Consider the following 15602-nt stretch of genomic DNA (forward strand, 5'->3'; position numbering starts at 1 on the left):
AACCGGTGCGACGAGGGCCCGGGAGCCTCGCTAGGGTGAGGGCGTGCTGATCGCCGGATTCCCCGCAGGCCCCTGGGGCACGAACTGCTACGTCGTGGCCACCGGGCCCGGGGCGGAGTGCGTCGTGGTCGACCCCGGCAAGGACGCCGCCGACGGCGTCGCCGAGGTCGTGCGCGAGCACCGCCTCAAGCCGGTCTCGGTCCTGGTCACCCACGGCCACCTCGACCACATGTGGTGCGTGGCCCCGGTCGCCGGCGGCTACGACGCCACCGCCTGGATCCACCCGGCCGACCGCCACCTGCTGAGCGACCCGATGGCCGGCATGTCGCCCGAGACCAGCCGGATGCTGCTCGGGCAGTCCTACGAGTGGGCCGAGCCCGACGACGTGCGCGAGCTCGCCGACGACCAGCACCTCGAGCTCGCGGGCCTGCGCTTCGTCGTCGACCACACCCCGGGCCACACCGCCGGATCGGTCACCTTCCGCACGCCGTACGCCGCCGCGGCGGGGCAGCCCGACGTCTCCGAGGTCATGTTCTCCGGCGACCTGCTCTTCGCGGGCTCGATCGGTCGCACCGACCTGCCCGGCGGCGACCACCCGACCATGCTGCGCAGCCTCGCCAGCAAGGTGCTGCCACTGGCCGACGACGTGGTCGTGCTCCCCGGTCACGGCGAGCAGACCTCCATCGGGCGCGAGCGCGCCACCAACCCCTACCTGCTGGACCTGGCCGACGGCGACACCGACGGCCCGGCCCGCGTCACCCGAGGTCTCTAGAGCCGATGAACGCCAAGATCCGCCCGCTCAGCGGGTTCCCCGAGCTGCTGCCTGCCCAGCGCGTCGTCGAGCAGCAGGTGGTCGACACCCTGCGCCACGTCTTCGAGCTGCACGGCTTCGCCGGCATCGAGACCCGCGCGGTCGAGCCGCTCGACCAGCTGCTGACCAAGGGCGAGACCTCCAAGGAGGTCTACGTGCTGCGTCGCCTGCAGGAGCAGGAGGGCGGCAAGGACGCCGGCCTGGGCCTCCACTTCGACCTCACCGTGCCCTTCGCGCGCTACGTCGTCGAGAACGCCGGCAGGCTGGAGTTCCCCTTCCGCCGCTACCAGGTGCAGAAGGTGTGGCGCGGTGAGCGCCCCCAGGACGGCCGCTACCGCGAGTTCACGCAGGCCGACATCGACGTGGTCGGGCGCGACACGTTGTCGTTCCACCACGACGTCGAGGTCGCCCGGGTGATGCTCGACGCGCTGCGCCGCATCGACTTCCTGCCCGGCTTCCGGCTCCAGGTCAACAACCGCAAGCTCCTCGAGGGCTACTTCCTCGGCCTGGGCCTCGACGACCCCGCCCCGGCCATGACGGCGGTCGACAAGCTCGACAAGCAGCCGCCCGAGGCCGTGGCCGCCCTGCTCGTCGAGGGCGGGCTCGACGCAGACCTCGCCCGTCGCTGCCTGGCCATCGCGGAGATCTCCAGCACCGACACCTCCTTCGTGCAGCAGGTGCGCGAGCTCGGCGTCGAGCACCCGCTGCTGGAGGAGGGTCTCACCGAGCTGGCGGCCGTCGTCGAGGGCTGCGCGGGCCTGGTCGGCCCCCGTGTCGAGGTGGTCGCCGACCTGAGGATCGCGCGCGGCCTCGACTACTACACCGGCACGGTCTTCGAGACCCGCATGCGCGGCCACGAGGCGCTCGGCTCGATCTGCTCCGGCGGTCGCTACGACGCCCTGGCCACCGACGGCCGCACCACCTACCCCGGCGTGGGCATCTCGCTGGGCGTCAGCCGGGTGCTGGTGCCGCTGATCTCGCGCACCGGCCTGGTGGCCGACCGCTCGGTGCCCAGCGCCGTGCTGGTCGCCCTGGTCGACGACGCCCCGGAGGCGCGCGCCGCGAGCGAGGCCGTCGCCGACGCCCTGCGCGCGCGCGACGTCGCCTGCGAGGTCTCGCCCAGCCCGCAGAAGTTCGGCAAGCAGATCCGCTACGCCGAGCGCCGTGGCATCCCCTTCGTGTGGTTCACCACCGCCGAGGGCGGCCACGAGGTCAAGGACATCCGATCCGGGGAGCAGGTGACGGCCGACCCCGCCGCCTGGACCCCGCCCCACGAGGACCTGCGACCGCAGGTGACCTCGCACGACCCACAGGAGATGACGAAGTGATCCGCACCCATGACGCCGGCGCCCTGCGCGCCGAGCACGTCGGCCAGACCGTCACCCTCGCCGGGTGGGTGGCCCGCCGACGCGATCACGGCGGCGTGGCCTTCCTCGACCTGCGCGAGGCCAGCGGCGTGGTCCAGGTCGTCGTGCGCGACGAGGACGTCGCCCACAGCCTGCGCAGCGAGTTCTGCCTCAAGGTGACCGGCGAGGTCGCCGCGCGCCCCGAGGGCAACGCCAACCCCGGTCTGCCGACCGGCGAGATCGAGGTGATCGTCTCCGACCTCGAGGTGCTCAACGCCGCGGCCCCGCTGCCCTTCCCCATCGACGACACCGGCCACGGCTCGGGCGACGTGGGGGAGGAGGCGCGACTGCGCCACCGCTACCTCGACCTGCGCCGCGCCGGCCCCGCCGCCGCCCTGCGCCTGCGCAGCAAGGTCAACAAGGCCGCCCGCGACGTGCTCGACGCGCAGGGCTTCGTCGAGGTCGAGACCCCGACCCTGACCCGCAGCACCCCCGAGGGCGCCCGCGACTTCCTGGTGCCCGCCCGCCTGCAGCCCGGCAGCTGGTACGCCCTGCCGCAGAGCCCGCAGCTGTTCAAGCAGCTGCTGATGGTCGCCGGCATGGAGCGCTACTTCCAGATCGCGCGCTGCTACCGCGACGAGGACTTCCGCGCCGACCGCCAGCCGGAGTTCACCCAGCTCGACATCGAGATGAGCTTCGTCGACCAGGAGGACGTCATCGCCCTCATGGAGGACGTGCTGGCCGCCATGTGGAAGCTCATCGACGTCGACATCCCGCGACCGATCCCGCGCATGACCTACGCCGACGCGATGCGACGCTACGGCTCCGACAAGCCCGACCTGCGCATGGGCCTGGAGCTGGTGGAGTGCACCGACTACTTCGCCGACACGCCGTTCCGCGTCTTCCAGGCGCCCTACGTCGGTGCCGTGGTCATGCCGGGCGGGGCGAGCCAGCCCCGCAAGAAGCTCGACGCCTGGCAGGACTGGGCCAAGCAGCGCGGTGCCAAGGGCCTGGCCTACGTGCTGGTGCAGGACGACGGCTCGCTGACCGGCCCGGTCTCGAAGAACATCACCGACGAGGAGAAGGCCGGCCTGGCCGCCCACGTCGGCGCCGCGCCCGGCGACTGCATCTTCTTCGCCGCCGGCGCACCCAAGCCCAGCCGGGCGCTCCTCGGCGCCGCCCGCCTCGAGATCGGCCGCCGCGGGGGCCTCATCGACGAGAGCGCCTTCGCCTTCACCTGGGTCGTCGACGCCCCGATGTTCGAGCCGGCCTCCGACGCGGTGGCCAGCGGCGACGTCGCCGTGGGCGCGGGTGCCTGGACGGCGGTGCACCACGCGTTCACCGGCCCGAAGCCGGAGTTCGCCGACACCTTCGACACCGACCCCGGCAGCGCGCTGGCCTACGCCTACGACATCGTCTGCAACGGCAACGAGCTCGGCGGCGGGTCGATCCGTATCCACCGCGAGGACGTCCAGAAGCGGGTCTTCGCCGTCATGGGCCTCAGCGAGGAGGAGGCCCAGGAGAAGTTCGGCTTCCTGCTCGACGCCTTCAAGTACGGCGCCCCGCCGCACGGCGGCATCGCCGTGGGCATGGACCGCATCTGCGCGATGCTCGCCGGGTCGGACTCCATCCGCGACGTCATCGCCTTCCCGAAGTCCGGCGGCGGCTTCGACCCGCTCACCGCGGCGCCTGCGTCCATCACCGCCGAGCAGCGCAAGGAGGCCGGTGTCGACGGCCCGCCCACGAAGGACGTCCCGGCCCAGGCCTGATCCACCGGACGCGCCCCACCGGCGAGCCGTCTCGACTGCCGAGACCAGATCGTTACTCGCGGTTGACCGTCGGTGGGGCACCGAGCACATAGAGTCGCTCGCGGCGCAGGGCTCCGGCCCTGCACCGTGTCCAGTGTTCGTAGTGGAGAGGTGACTCGGTGAGCCTGACGGCATCGAGCGTGGAGCAGCCCGGCGACTCGGAGTTCCACGAGCCCCAGGGAGACGACCAGGCCGAGGGCCGGGTCGCGGTGGAGGGCCGCTCGCCGGCCAAGCTGGCCTGGGCCCGCTTCCGCAAGGACAAGCTGTCGATGGCGGCCTTCCTCGTCGTCGTGCTCTTCACGGTCACCGCCATCGCGACGCCGATCCTGGTGTGGATCGGTGTCCTCAAGCCGCAGGACTTCAACCCCGACCTGGTCGACCTGATCAGCGGTGGCCTGCCCATCGGCCCCGCGGGCGGGGTGTCGCTGTCGCACCCCCTCGGTGTCGAGCCGGGCACGGGACGCGACCTGCTCTCCCGGATCCTCCTGGGCATGACGCTCTCGATGACGATCGCCGTCTCCGGGGCCATCATCACCGTGATGATCGGCACCGTGCTGGGGATCATCGCGGGGTTCACCGGCGGCGTGGTCGACGGTGTCATCGGTCGTTTCATCGACCTCACGCTGTCCTTCCCCAGCACGCTCATGCTCCTCGCGCTCTCGGGCGTGGTCGTGGACCGGATGCGCGACATCGGTGTGCCGAACGGCCCCGACGGAGCCTTCGTCAACGGTCTCTACATCGTGCTGGTGCTCTCGGCCTTCGGCTGGCCGCCGGTGGCGCGACTCATCCGCGGGCAGGTGCTGTCGATCCGCGAGCGGGAGTTCGTCGACGCGGCCCGCCTCATGGGCGCCTCGCGCCGGCGGATCTACTTCAAGGAGATCCTGCCCAACCTCTGGGCCCCGATCCTCGTCTACTTCACGCTGCTGATGCCGGCCTACGTCTCGGCCGAGGCCGCCCTCAGCTACCTCGGGGTGGGCATCCAGGCGCCGACGCCGACCCTGGGCAACGTGCTGCGCGGCGCACTCCTCTACGCCAGCACCGACCCCATCTTCTTCTTCGCCCCCGCGATCTTCATCGCCGCCATCGTCATCTCGTTCAACCTCCTCGGCGACGGCGCGCGCGACGCGCTCGACCCGAAGGCCGGTCGCTGAGCCGACCTCCCCGGCGGGTGCGAGCCCGCCCCAGGACTTTCCGCAGGAAAGACGCGCCGACCCCGGCGAGAACACAAGGAGAAATCACATGGGTAGGACCCCGAAGCGTTTCGTCGCCCTGGCGTCGTCCGCGGTCGTCGCGGCCAGCCTCGCCGCTTGTGGCGGCGGCAGCGGTGGCGGCGGCGACGACGTCAGCGACCAGTCGAACCAGGAGGTGACCGAGGCCACCAAGGGTGGCGCCATCACCTACCTGCAGACGTCGGTCACCGAGCACCTCGACCCCCAGCGCGTCTACGTCGGTCGTGACATCTCGAACCTGGGCCGCCTGGTCTACCGCAGCTGGGTGCAGTTCCCCAGCGGCACGACCGACGCCACCGAGGGCACCACCCCGATCGCCGACCTCGCCACCGACACGGGCACCTCCAACGAGGACGCCACCGAGTGGCAGTTCACGCTGAAGGACGGCCCGGTCTGGCAGGACGGCGAGCCGATCACGTGTGAGGACTTCGCCTACGGCGCGTCGCGCACCTTCGCCACCGACGTCATCACCGGCGGCCCGAACTACATCATCGGCTACCTCGACGTCCCCACCGCCGACGACGGCTCCTCGCAGTACAAGGGCCCCTACACCGGTGAGGGCCAGGAGCTCTTCGACCAGGCGGTCTCCTGCGACGGCAACACCATCACCTACAAGTTCAAGAAGCCGTGGCCGGACTTCCCGCTGGCCATCGCCTCGCTGCGCGCCTTCGACCCGGTGCGCGAGGACCAGGACAAGGGCGACCGCTCCGACCTGGTGCCCTTCTCCAGCGGCCCCTACATGCTCGACGGCGAGTGGGACGAGGACTCCGGCGGCACCTTCGTGCGCAACCCCGAGTGGGACGGCGAGGAGGACACCAACCGCCAGGCGAACTTCGACGAGATCACCTTCGAGGTCGGCATCGAGCCGGAGACGATCATCGAGCGCCTCATCGCCGACCAGGGCGAGGACACCACCGCGATCGCGGCCACCAACGTCACGGCGGCGCAGTACCCCGAGATCACTGGCGACGTCGCCGAGCGCGCTGTCAACATCCAGTCGCCGTTCACCAACTACCTGGTGCCGAACTTCAACCAGATCGAGGACGTCAAGGTCCGCCAGGCCCTCGCCCTCGCGACCAACCGCGCGGCCTACATCGGCGCCCTCGGCGGGGAGAACGCCTCGTCGCCGGCGCTGACCATCGTCAGCCCCGACGTGCCGGGCCACCAGCCCCTCGACACCTTCGGCTCCGAGGAGGGCGGTGACATCGAGGGCGCCCAGGCGCTGCTCGAGGAGGCCGGCGTCGACACGCCGTACCCGATCACCCTGACCTACCCGATCGGCTCGGAGGCCTCCCAGAACGCGTTCGCCGCGCTCAAGGAGACCTACGACCAGGCGGGGTTCGACGTCACCCTCGACGGTCTGGACCCCTCGGGCCCGTACTACGAGACCATCCAGAAGCCCGACTCCGAGTCCGACCTGATCTGGGGCGGCTGGGGTGCTGACTGGCCCTCGATCTCGACGGTCCTGCCGCCGCTGTTCGACAGCCGCATCAACCTGACCGCCAACTCCAACGGCCAGGACTACGGCAACTACGACAGCGACGAGGCCAACGCCCTCATCGACGAGGCGCTCGCCGAGACCGACCTCGACGCCGCCAACGAGCTGTGGGGCCAGCTGGACCAGCTCCTCGCCGACGACGTCGCCTACATCCCGCTCGACACCACCAACTTCTACTACCTGCGCGGTTCGGGCATCGAGAACTACGTGAACTCGGTGTCCACGAGCGGCTACCCCGACCTCGGCGTCATCGCCGTGGCCGAGGACGCGCAGTGACCCCTGCTCCCTGAGCAGGCACCACCGCAGCACCACCGCAGCACCACCGCAGCACCACCGCAGCACCGCCGCCGCCGCTCCCGGGTGACGGCACCACCCGCAGCACCGCGTGTCGACGACACGCACCGACCGTGCGGTCCCACCCCCCATCAGGGGGCGGGGCCGCACGGTCCCGCGAGGCGGCACTCCTGCCGCGTGCCGGGCCACCGCCCGGCCCCTCGCACGACGCGGTCACCGCCGCGTCGCGTACCGACGAGAACTCCTGAGGTGAACGTGTTCGCTTACGCCCTTCGACGCCTGTTCAGCGGTGCGCTGCTGCTCGTCGTGATGAGCATGGTCACCTTCCTCCTGTTCTACGCCAGCTCCAGCACCCCTGAGCGCTACGCGTGCGGGCAGAAGTGCACGGCCCAGCAGCTCGAGCAGACCAAGGCGGCGCTCGGCTACGACGAGCCGATCACGACCCAGTGGGCCAAGTTCGCCGAGGGCGTCGTCGTGGGTCGCGAGTTCCCCGACGACGAGGCCCTGCGCGAGGCCGCCCCGGAGCTGGTCACCGAGTGCGACGCCCCCTGCCTGGGCTACTCCACCGGCTACGGCGAGAACGTGCGGGACCTCATCACCGACAAGCTCCCGGTCTCGGTGTCACTGGCGCTCGCGGCCTTCGTCATCTGGATCATCGGAGGCGTCCTCCTCGGCGTGGTCGCCGCACTGTTCAAGGGGCGCGTGCTCGACCGCGGCATCGTGGCGGTCTCGCTGATCGCCTTCGCCTTCCCCACGTTCTTCGTCGGGCAGATCTTCCTGACCTACGTCGCGATCCGATGGGGGTTGGTGGACAAACCCGCCTACACCTCGATCGCCGACGGGGGCGTGTTCGCCTGGGCCTCCTCGCTGATGCTCCCGGCGATCACCTTGGCCCTGGTCTACATGGCCGGCTACATCCGCATCACCCGGGCCTTCGTGCTCGAGACCCAGACCGAGGACTACATCCGCACCGCCCGGGCCAAGGGGCTGCCCCAGCGCACGGTCATCGGCAAGCACACCCTGCGGGCCGTGCTCACGCCGCTGGTGACCCTGTCGGGGCTCGACCTCGCCGGCCTGCTCGGTGGTGCGATCATCACGGAGTCGGTCTTCAACTACAACGGTGTCGGCAAGCTGTCGGTGACCGCGATCGCCCGCTTCGACCTCCCGCTCATCGTGGGGATCGTGCTGCTGGTCGCCGCCATCGTGATCACCGCCAACATCATCGTCGACATGCTGTACGCGGTCATCGACCCCCGCGTCCGGCTCGGATAAGGAGCACCTCGATGTCTGCCACGACCCAGACCGGTCCGGCACCCCGCCCGGCGGGGGCGGGCGAGCCGCTGCTGGTGGTCGAGGACCTCAAGGTCCACTTCCCGACCAGCGACGGCGTCGTCAAGGCCGTCGACGGCCTCAGCTACTCCGTCGAGCGCGGGAAGACCCTCGGCATCGTGGGGGAGTCGGGCTCCGGCAAGTCGGTGTCGAGCTCGGCCATCATGGGCCTCTTCCACGGCTCCAACGCGCAGGTGAGCGGTCAGATCCGCGTCGGCGGCACGGACGTGCTGCAGCTCAGCGAGAAGGAGATGCGTGGTCTGCGCGGTCGGGAGGTCTCGATGATCTTCCAGGACCCGCTCTCGGCGCTGCACCCCTACTACACGGTCGGCGCCCAGATCGTCGAGGCCTACCGCGTGCACCACGACGTCAGCAAGAAGGTCGCGCGCAAGCGGGCCGTCGAGATGCTCGACCGCGTCGGCATCCCGCAGCCCGACCAGCGCGTCGACTCCTACCCCCACCAGTTCTCCGGCGGTATGCGCCAGCGGGCGATGATCGCGATGGGCCTGGTCAACGACCCGTCGCTGCTGATCGCCGACGAGCCGACCACGGCCCTCGACGTGACCGTGCAGGCGCAGATCCTCGACCTGCTCCAGGACCTCCAGCGCGAGTTCAACTCCGCGGTCATCATCATCACCCACGACCTCGGCGTGGTGGCAGAGATGACCGACGACACCCTGGTGATGTACGCCGGTCGGGGCGTGGAGTACGGCCCGACCAAGGAGATCCTCACCCACCCCGAGATGCCCTACACCTGGGGGCTGCTGTCCAGCGTGCCCGACGTCGTGGGCGACACCTCCGCCAAGCTGATCCCGATCCCGGGCAACCCGCCGAGCCTGCTGAACCCTCCCACCGGCTGCGCGTTCCACCCGCGGTGCACCCACCGCGACAAGGTGCCCGGCGACCTGTGCACCACCACGTTGCCCGAGCTGGTGCCCGGCAACCGGTCGATGGGCCACCTCAAGCGGTGCCACCTCGCCGACCCCGAGGCCATCTACCAGACCGAGATCCTGCCTGAGATCGCGCCTGATCTCGTCGACGAGGAGCGTTGATGTCCACCACGGAGAACGGCGACCAGCTCGCCACCCGTCCCGAGCCCGTCGCGGCGCACGCGGCGTCGGAGAACCCCGAGGACGCCCGCACGCTGCTGTCGGTCGAGAACCTCAAGATGTACTTCCCGGTGAAGTCCTCCGGGCTCATCCACCGCAAGGTCGGCGACGTCCAGGCCGTCGACGGTGTCTCCTTCGAGGTCAAGGCCGGCGGCTCGCTGGGCCTGGTGGGGGAGTCGGGCTGCGGCAAGTCGACCACCGGTCGCCTCATCACCCGGCTCTACGAGCCGACCGCGGGCCACATCCGCTTCGAGGGCGAGGACATCGCCTCGGTGCCCGAGCGCAAGCTCAAGCCGCTGCGCCGCGAGATCCAGATGATCTTCCAGGACCCCTACACCTCGCTGAACCCCCGCCACACCGTCGGCTCGATCATCGGCACCCCGCTGCGCATCCACAACGTGGTGCCCGAGAAGCAGGTGCTGCCGCGGGTCAAGGAGCTCCTCGAGATCGTCGGCCTCAACCCCGAGCACTACAACCGCTTCCCCAACGAGTTCTCCGGCGGCCAGCGCCAGCGCATCGGCATCGCCCGTGCGCTGACCCTGAACCCGAAGCTGCTGGTGGCCGACGAGCCGGTCTCGGCCCTCGACGTGTCGATCCAGGCCCAGGTCATCAACCTGCTCCAGGACATCCAGCGCGAGTTCGGGGTGGCGTTCCTCTTCATCGCCCACGACCTGGCCATCGTGCGCCACTTCTGCCCCGAGGTCGCCGTGATGTACCTCGGCAAGATCGTGGAGATCGGCGACCGCGACAGCATCTACAACCAGCCGCGCCACCCCTACACCCAGGCGCTGCTCTCCGCGGTGCCCGACGTGAAGCAGGCCGCGATCGGGGGTCGCCGCGAGCGGATCCAGCTCGAGGGCGACGTGCCGAGCCCGATCAACCCTCCCTCGGGCTGCCGCTTCCGCACCCGCTGCCCCATCGCGCAGGACATCTGCGCGCGCCTCGAGCCGCCGCTGCTGCAGATCGGCAAGAAGCACAAGGTCGCCTGCCACTTCCCGGGCGCGCTGGGCCAGCACCCCAACGAGCCGCTCACCGCGGGCATGCTGGGCGTCGACCACCAGGGCAACCCCGACCCCGGGGCGAGCCCCAGCCCCGACCTCACCGACAAGCCGGGCTACGACGACACCTGGTTCGACCTGGACACCAGGACTTTTGGCCGAGCCTGAGGGCCTCTTCGACACCGGTCCGCCGTCCCCTCCCCGAGGGGGCGGCGGCTCGCTGTCGGCCCAGCAGGGCATGGCCGCGCCGCTGGCGGTGCGGATGCGCCCGCGCACGCTCGACGAGCTGGTCGGCCAGCAGCAGCTGCGCGAGCCCGGGTCGCCGCTGCGCCAGCTGATCGACGACCAGCGCTCCCTGTCGCTGCTGCTCTGGGGGCCGCCCGGCACGGGCAAGACGACGATCGCCTCCATCGTCAGCCAGTCCACCGACCGCCGCTTCGTCGAGGTCTCGGCGGTCTCGGCCGGGGTCAAGGAGGTGCGCGCGGCCATCGACGCCGCGCGCGCCGAGCTGGCCCGAGGCGGCGCGGAGACGGTGCTCTTCGTCGACGAGGTGCACCGCTTCAGCAAGGCCCAGCAGGACGCCCTGCTGCCCGGGGTGGAGAACCGCTGGGTCTCGCTGGTCGCCGCGACCACGGAGAACCCCTTCTTCAGCGTCATCTCGCCGCTGCTCTCGCGCAGCCTGCTGCTGCGCCTGGAGTCGCTGAGCGACGACGACGTGCGCGGGGTCATGGGCAGCGCGCTCACCGACGAGCGGGGGCTGGGCGGGCGCTTCACCGTCGACGACGACGCCCTCGACCACCTCGTGCGGCTCGCCGGCGGCGACGCCCGGCGCTCGCTGACCTACCTCGAGGCGGCCACCGGCGCCGCCGCCGCCCGGGGCACGAGCGTCGTCGACCTCGCGACGGCCGAGACCGCGGTCGACCGGGCCGCGGTGCGCTATGACCGCCAGGGCGACCAGCACTACGACGTCACCAGCGCCTTCATCAAGTCGGTGCGCGGGTCGGACGCCGACGCCGCGCTGCACTACCTGGCGCGGATGATGGAGGCGGGGGAGGACCCGCGCTTCATCGCCCGGCGCCTGGTCATCCTGGCCAGCGAGGACATCGGCCTGGCCGACCCGACCGCGCTGACCACCGCGGTGGCCGCCGCCCAGGCCGTGCAGCTCATCGGCATGCCCGAGGCGGGTCTCAACCTCGCCCACGCCACGATCGCGCTGGCGGTGGCCCCGAAGTCCAACGCCGTCACCACCGCGATCGCCGCCGCGAGCGCCGACGTGAAGGCGGGCAGGATCGGGCCCGTGCCCTCGCACCTGCGCGACGCCCACTACGGAGGCGCCAAGAAGCTGGGCCACGGCACGTCCTACGTCTACGCCCACGACGCCCCGTTCGGCATCGCCGAGCAGCAGTACGCCCCCGACGTCGTGGCCGACGCCAGCTACTACCAGCCCACCGACCACGGCGCCGAGGCCGCCGTGAAGGAGCGCTGGGAGCGCATCAAGCGGCTGGTGCGGGGCCGCGCTCGTGGCCGCTGACCCCGCGATAGGGTCGGTCACCATGACGCAGCAGTGGAGCACGCCGGGGTGGGCGCTGGCGGTGGTCCTCGCTCTGGGCGTGCTGTTGCTCGCCGCCCTGGTCGCGACCGGCCTGGCGCTGCGCGGCGTACGACGCTCCGCGGAGCGGGCCGAGGCGGAGGCGAGGGCGGCGACCGCGCAGCTGCGCGAGCGCCTCGAGGTCCTGGAGCGCCGTCTCGTCGCGCTCGACGCCCCGGCGCGGGCGCGGGCGGCGGAGGAGGAGTTCGTCATCACCCACCTCGGCGCCGACGACGTGGTCGACGAGACCACGGCACGGGCCGACGGCACGTCGCCGGCCGCCCGTCCCGACGCGCCCCTCTTCGCCGACCTCGTGCTGCGCGAGTCGGTCGTGCAGGCCGCCTCGTTGGCCGCCGGCGTGCGTCGCGCCCTCGGCCCCGAGGTGCGACACCGGGTGCGGCTGGAGATGCGCCGCGAGGTCAAGCGCGCCCGCAAGCAGCGCCGCACCGACCAGCGGGAGGCGCGCCGCGCCGCGCAGGCCCGGCAGCGCGCCGGCCTCGACCTCTCGCGGGAGCCCGCGGCGTGAGGCGGGCGGGATGAGCCGGGGGCTGTGGTTCGCCGCAGGGGCCGGCGCCGGCGTGTGGGCCATGGTGCGGGGGCGCCGCGTGGCCGAGGCCCTCACGGTCGACGGGATGCGCGACCGGGTCGGCGCCGCCGTGGTCGGGGCCCGGATCCTGCGCGACGAGGTCGCCCAGGGCCGCGCCGACGCCGAGCCCGCCGTGCGGGCCCGGGTGGGCGGGGCGCTCCAGGGCTCCGCCCGCCCGGAGCTCAGCGCCCCACCGCCCGTCGCGGACCCGGCGGCCGGCACCCCCACCGGCACCGGCACCGGCACGAGCACCGCCACAGACCCGAGCACCGACACCGCCGCCCGCGCGACCAGCGCGGACCGGCACCACCCAGGACAGGAAGGCAGCTGATGGAGACCGCGGAGATTCGCCGGAGGTTCCTCGCGCACTTCGAGCGCGCGGGCCACACCCCCGTCCCGTCGGCGTCGCTGCTGCTCGACGACCCCAACCTGCTCTTCGTCAACGCCGGCATGGTGCCCTTCAAGCCGTACTTCCTCGGCCAGGAGACCCCGCCCTACGACAAGGCGACCAGCGTGCAGAAGTGTGTGCGCACCCCCGACATCGAGGACGTCGGCAAGACCACCCGCCACGGCACGTTCTTCGAGATGTGCGGCAACTTCTCCTTCGGCGACTACTTCAAGGAGCGGGCCATCGAGCTGGCCTGGGACCTGGTCACCAAGCCCCAGTCCGACGGCGGCTGGGGCTTCGACGAGGCCAGGCTCTACCCCAGCGTCTACGTCGACGACCCCGAGGCCGTCGCGCTGTGGCGCAAGATCACCGGACTGCCCGACGACCGGATCGCGCGGCTGGGCAAGTCGGAGAACTACTGGTCGATGGGCGTGCCCGGCCCCGGCGGCCCGTGCTCGGAGATCCTCATCGACCGCGGCCCCGCCTACGGCGCCGACGGCGACTTCTCCGCCGAGGACCGCTACCTGGAGTTCTGGAACCTGGTCTTCATGCAGGACGAGCTCTCCGCGGTGCGCTCGAAGGAGGACTTCGACATCGCGGGCTCGCTGCCGAAGAAGAACATCGACACCGGCATGGGCCTCGAGCGCGTAGCGTTCATGACCCAGGGCGTCGAGAACATGTACGAGATCGACGTCATGTTCCCCGTGATCCGGATGGCCGAGCAGCTCACCGGGCGCCGCTACGGTGCCGACCCGGTCGACGACGTGCGCTTCCGGGTCGTGGCCGACCACGTGCGCAGCGGCATGATGCTCATCGGCGACGGCGTGACCCCGGGCAACGAGGCCCGCGGCTACGTGCTGCGCCGGCTGCTGCGGCGGGCCGTGCGCTCGATGCGGCTGCTGGGCTACGAGGACCCGGCGCTGCCCGAGCTGATGCCGGTCAGCCGCGACAAGATGGGCGAGACCTACACCGACCTCCACACCGACTGGGACCGCATCTCCCGGGTGGCCTTCGCCGAGGAGGAGGCCTTCCGCAAGACCCTCCAGGCCGGCACCCACATCTTCGACCTGGCCGCGGGCCAGGTGAAGCAGGCCGGTGGCACCCGCCTGGCCGGTGACCAGGCCTTCGCGCTGCACGACACCTACGGCTTCCCGATCGACCTGACGCTGGAGATGGCCTCCGAGGCTGGGCTGAGCGTCGACGAGGAGGGCTTCCGCGCCCTCATGGGCGAGCAGCGCCAGCGCGCCAAGGACGACGCGCGCTCCAAGAAGGGCCAGCACGCCGACACCGGGGTCTACCGCGGGATCCTCGACGGTCACGGCCCCACGGAGTGGCTGGCCTACGAGACCCTCGAGACCGAGTCGCGCGTGCTGGCGGTGCTCGCCGGCGGCGTCGGCGTGCCGGTGCTGCGCGAGGGCGAGGTCGGCGAGGTCGTGCTCGACCGCACGCCCTTCTACGCCGAGTCGGGAGGGCAGGTCGCCGACGCCGGCCGGCTCGTGGCCGACGGCGCGCGGCTCGAGGTGCTCGACGTCCAGCGCCCGGTGCGCGGCCTCGTCGTCCACCAGGTGCGGGTGCTCGAGGGCGAGCTGGTGCAGGACGCCACCCTCCACGCCCGCGTCGACCCCGCCTGGCGCACCGGCGCGCGGCAGGCGCACTCCGGCACGCACGTGGTCCACGCCGCGCTGCGCGAGGTGCTCGGCCCCTCGGCGCTGCAGTCGGGCTCCTACAACCGCCCGGGCTACCTGCGCCTCGACTTCGGCTGGACCACCGCGCTCGACCCCGACCAGGTGCGAGAGATCGAGCAGGTCTCCAACGCCGCGCTGCGCGCCGACCTGCCCGTGGGCTGGCAGTACATGACCCTGCCCGAGGCCAAGGACTGGGGCGCCATCGCGCTCTTCGGCGAGACCTACGACAACACCAAGGTCCGCGTCGTCGAGATCGGCGGCCCCTGGTCGCGCGAGCTGTGCGGCGGCACCCACGTCGACCACTCCTCCCAGATCGGCACGATCGTGGTGACCGGTGAGGCGTCGGTGGGCTCGGGCAACCGCCGCATCGAGGCCCACACCGGCATCGAGGGCTTCGACTACCTCGCGCGCGAGCGCGACGTCGTCGGCCAGCTGACCACCCTGCTCAAGACCCGGCCCGACGACCTGGTCGGACGTGTCGGCGACCTCGTCGAGCGGCTGCGCGCCGCCGAGAAGGAGGTCGAGAAGGCCCGGCTCGCCCAGCTCCTCGCCGGCGGCGAGACCATCGCCGCGCAGGCCAGGCAGGTCGGGCCGGTGCACGTCGTGGCCCACCGGGTCGACGGCGCCGGGGGCGGCGACGCGCGCACCCTGGCCATGGACGTGCGCGGCCGGCTGCCCCAGGGCGAGCCCGGCGTGGTGGTCGTGATCGGTGTCGTCGACGACAAGGTCGCCGTCGTCGCCGCCACCAACGACGCCGCGCGCGAACGAGGCCTCTCCGCCAACGACCTGGTCCGCGCCGTCGGTCCGCTGGTCGGGGGCAAGGGCGGGGGCAAGGCCGACGTCGCGCAGGGCGGCGGCACCGACGCCTCCCGCGTCGACGAGGCCCTCGACCTGGTCGTCGCCGAGGTCGGCCGCACGGCAGGGGCCTGAGCC

The 15602-nt window shown here is 71.8% G+C and carries 12 protein-coding genes; all 12 read left to right on the forward strand.

Annotation, left to right across the window (positions count from 1 at the left end; genetic code table 11):
• The first annotated feature begins 43 nt into the window (after window positions 1-43).
• The 12 genes from ASF47_RS04820 (at window position 44) to alaS (ending at window position 15599) form a co-directional block, all read left to right on the forward strand.
• The gene (locus ASF47_RS04820; protein ID WP_056862766.1) at window positions 44-772 is read left to right on the forward strand and encodes an MBL fold metallo-hydrolase; all 729 of its coding nucleotides are present in this window, start codon (window positions 44-46) and stop codon (window positions 770-772) included.
• A gap of 5 nt (window positions 773-777) precedes the next feature.
• Window positions 778-2139, forward strand: coding sequence for a histidine--tRNA ligase (gene hisS / locus ASF47_RS04825; RefSeq protein WP_056862767.1), 1362 nt, complete (start codon window positions 778-780; stop codon window positions 2137-2139).
• Window positions 2136-3926 carry an aspartate--tRNA ligase gene (gene aspS, locus ASF47_RS04830; protein ID WP_056862768.1) on the forward strand — a complete coding sequence of 597 codons (1791 nt, stop codon included), beginning with the start codon at window positions 2136-2138 and terminating at the stop codon, window positions 3924-3926. Before hisS ends, aspS begins: the two co-directional genes overlap by 4 nt.
• 158 nt (window positions 3927-4084) lie before the next feature.
• Window positions 4085-5116 carry an ABC transporter permease gene (locus tag ASF47_RS04835; RefSeq protein ID WP_056862769.1) on the forward strand — a complete coding sequence of 344 codons (1032 nt, stop codon included), beginning with the start codon at window positions 4085-4087 and terminating at the stop codon, window positions 5114-5116.
• Between the two features lie 88 nt (window positions 5117-5204).
• The gene (locus tag ASF47_RS04840; protein WP_056862770.1) at window positions 5205-6968 is read left to right on the forward strand and encodes an ABC transporter substrate-binding protein; all 1764 of its coding nucleotides are present in this window, start codon (window positions 5205-5207) and stop codon (window positions 6966-6968) included.
• A gap of 267 nt (window positions 6969-7235) precedes the next feature.
• Window positions 7236-8258 (forward strand): ABC transporter permease, encoded by a 1023-nt coding sequence (locus ASF47_RS04845; protein ID WP_228943334.1) that lies wholly within the window; start codon window positions 7236-7238, stop codon window positions 8256-8258.
• 11 nt (window positions 8259-8269) lie between these two features.
• Window positions 8270-9367: an ABC transporter ATP-binding protein gene (locus ASF47_RS04850; protein ID WP_056862771.1), complete on the forward strand. Its 1098-nt coding sequence runs from the start codon at window positions 8270-8272 to the stop codon at window positions 9365-9367.
• A complete protein-coding gene (locus tag ASF47_RS04855; protein WP_056862772.1) occupies window positions 9367-10590 on the forward strand; it encodes an ABC transporter ATP-binding protein in 1224 nt (407 codons plus the stop codon). The genes ASF47_RS04850 and ASF47_RS04855 overlap by 1 nt, the downstream gene beginning before the upstream one ends.
• Window positions 10577-11953 carry a replication-associated recombination protein A gene (locus tag ASF47_RS04860; RefSeq protein WP_406603383.1) on the forward strand — a complete coding sequence of 459 codons (1377 nt, stop codon included), beginning with the start codon at window positions 10577-10579 and terminating at the stop codon, window positions 11951-11953. Before ASF47_RS04855 ends, ASF47_RS04860 begins: the two co-directional genes overlap by 14 nt.
• A gap of 22 nt (window positions 11954-11975) precedes the next feature.
• A complete protein-coding gene (locus ASF47_RS04865) occupies window positions 11976-12536 on the forward strand; it encodes a hypothetical protein (RefSeq protein ID WP_056862773.1) in 561 nt (186 codons plus the stop codon).
• 10 nt (window positions 12537-12546) lie between these two features.
• Window positions 12547-12927, forward strand: a complete 381-nt coding sequence (locus tag ASF47_RS04870) for a DUF6167 family protein (RefSeq protein ID WP_200918942.1) — start codon at window positions 12547-12549, stop codon at window positions 12925-12927.
• Window positions 12927-15599, forward strand: coding sequence for an alanine--tRNA ligase (gene alaS, locus ASF47_RS04875; RefSeq protein ID WP_056862774.1), 2673 nt, complete (start codon window positions 12927-12929; stop codon window positions 15597-15599). The genes ASF47_RS04870 and alaS overlap by 1 nt, the downstream gene beginning before the upstream one ends.
• The last annotated feature ends 3 nt before the right edge of the window (window positions 15600-15602 follow it).

The sequence above is a fragment of the Nocardioides sp. Leaf285 genome, assembly GCF_001422955.1.
GTDB lineage: Bacteria > Actinomycetota > Actinomycetes > Propionibacteriales > Nocardioidaceae > Nocardioides > Nocardioides kribbensis.

What these genes read in the sequence shown, in the direction of transcription:
- ASF47_RS04870 (WP_200918942.1), top strand. Translation starts at nt 12,547, where the DNA reads ATGAGCCGGGGGCTGTGGTTCGCCGCAGGGGCCGGCGCCGGCGTGTGG.
- ASF47_RS04840 (WP_056862770.1), top strand. Translation starts at nt 5,205, where the DNA reads ATGGGTAGGACCCCGAAGCGTTTCGTCGCCCTGGCGTCGTCCGCGGTC.
- ASF47_RS04865 (WP_056862773.1), top strand. Translation starts at nt 11,976, where the DNA reads ATGACGCAGCAGTGGAGCACGCCGGGGTGGGCGCTGGCGGTGGTCCTC.
- ASF47_RS04855 (WP_056862772.1), top strand. Translation starts at nt 9,367, where the DNA reads ATGTCCACCACGGAGAACGGCGACCAGCTCGCCACCCGTCCCGAGCCC.
- ASF47_RS04850 (WP_056862771.1), top strand. Translation starts at nt 8,270, where the DNA reads ATGTCTGCCACGACCCAGACCGGTCCGGCACCCCGCCCGGCGGGGGCG.
- alaS (WP_056862774.1), top strand. Translation starts at nt 12,927, where the DNA reads ATGGAGACCGCGGAGATTCGCCGGAGGTTCCTCGCGCACTTCGAGCGC.
- hisS (WP_056862767.1), top strand. Translation starts at nt 778, where the DNA reads ATGAACGCCAAGATCCGCCCGCTCAGCGGGTTCCCCGAGCTGCTGCCT.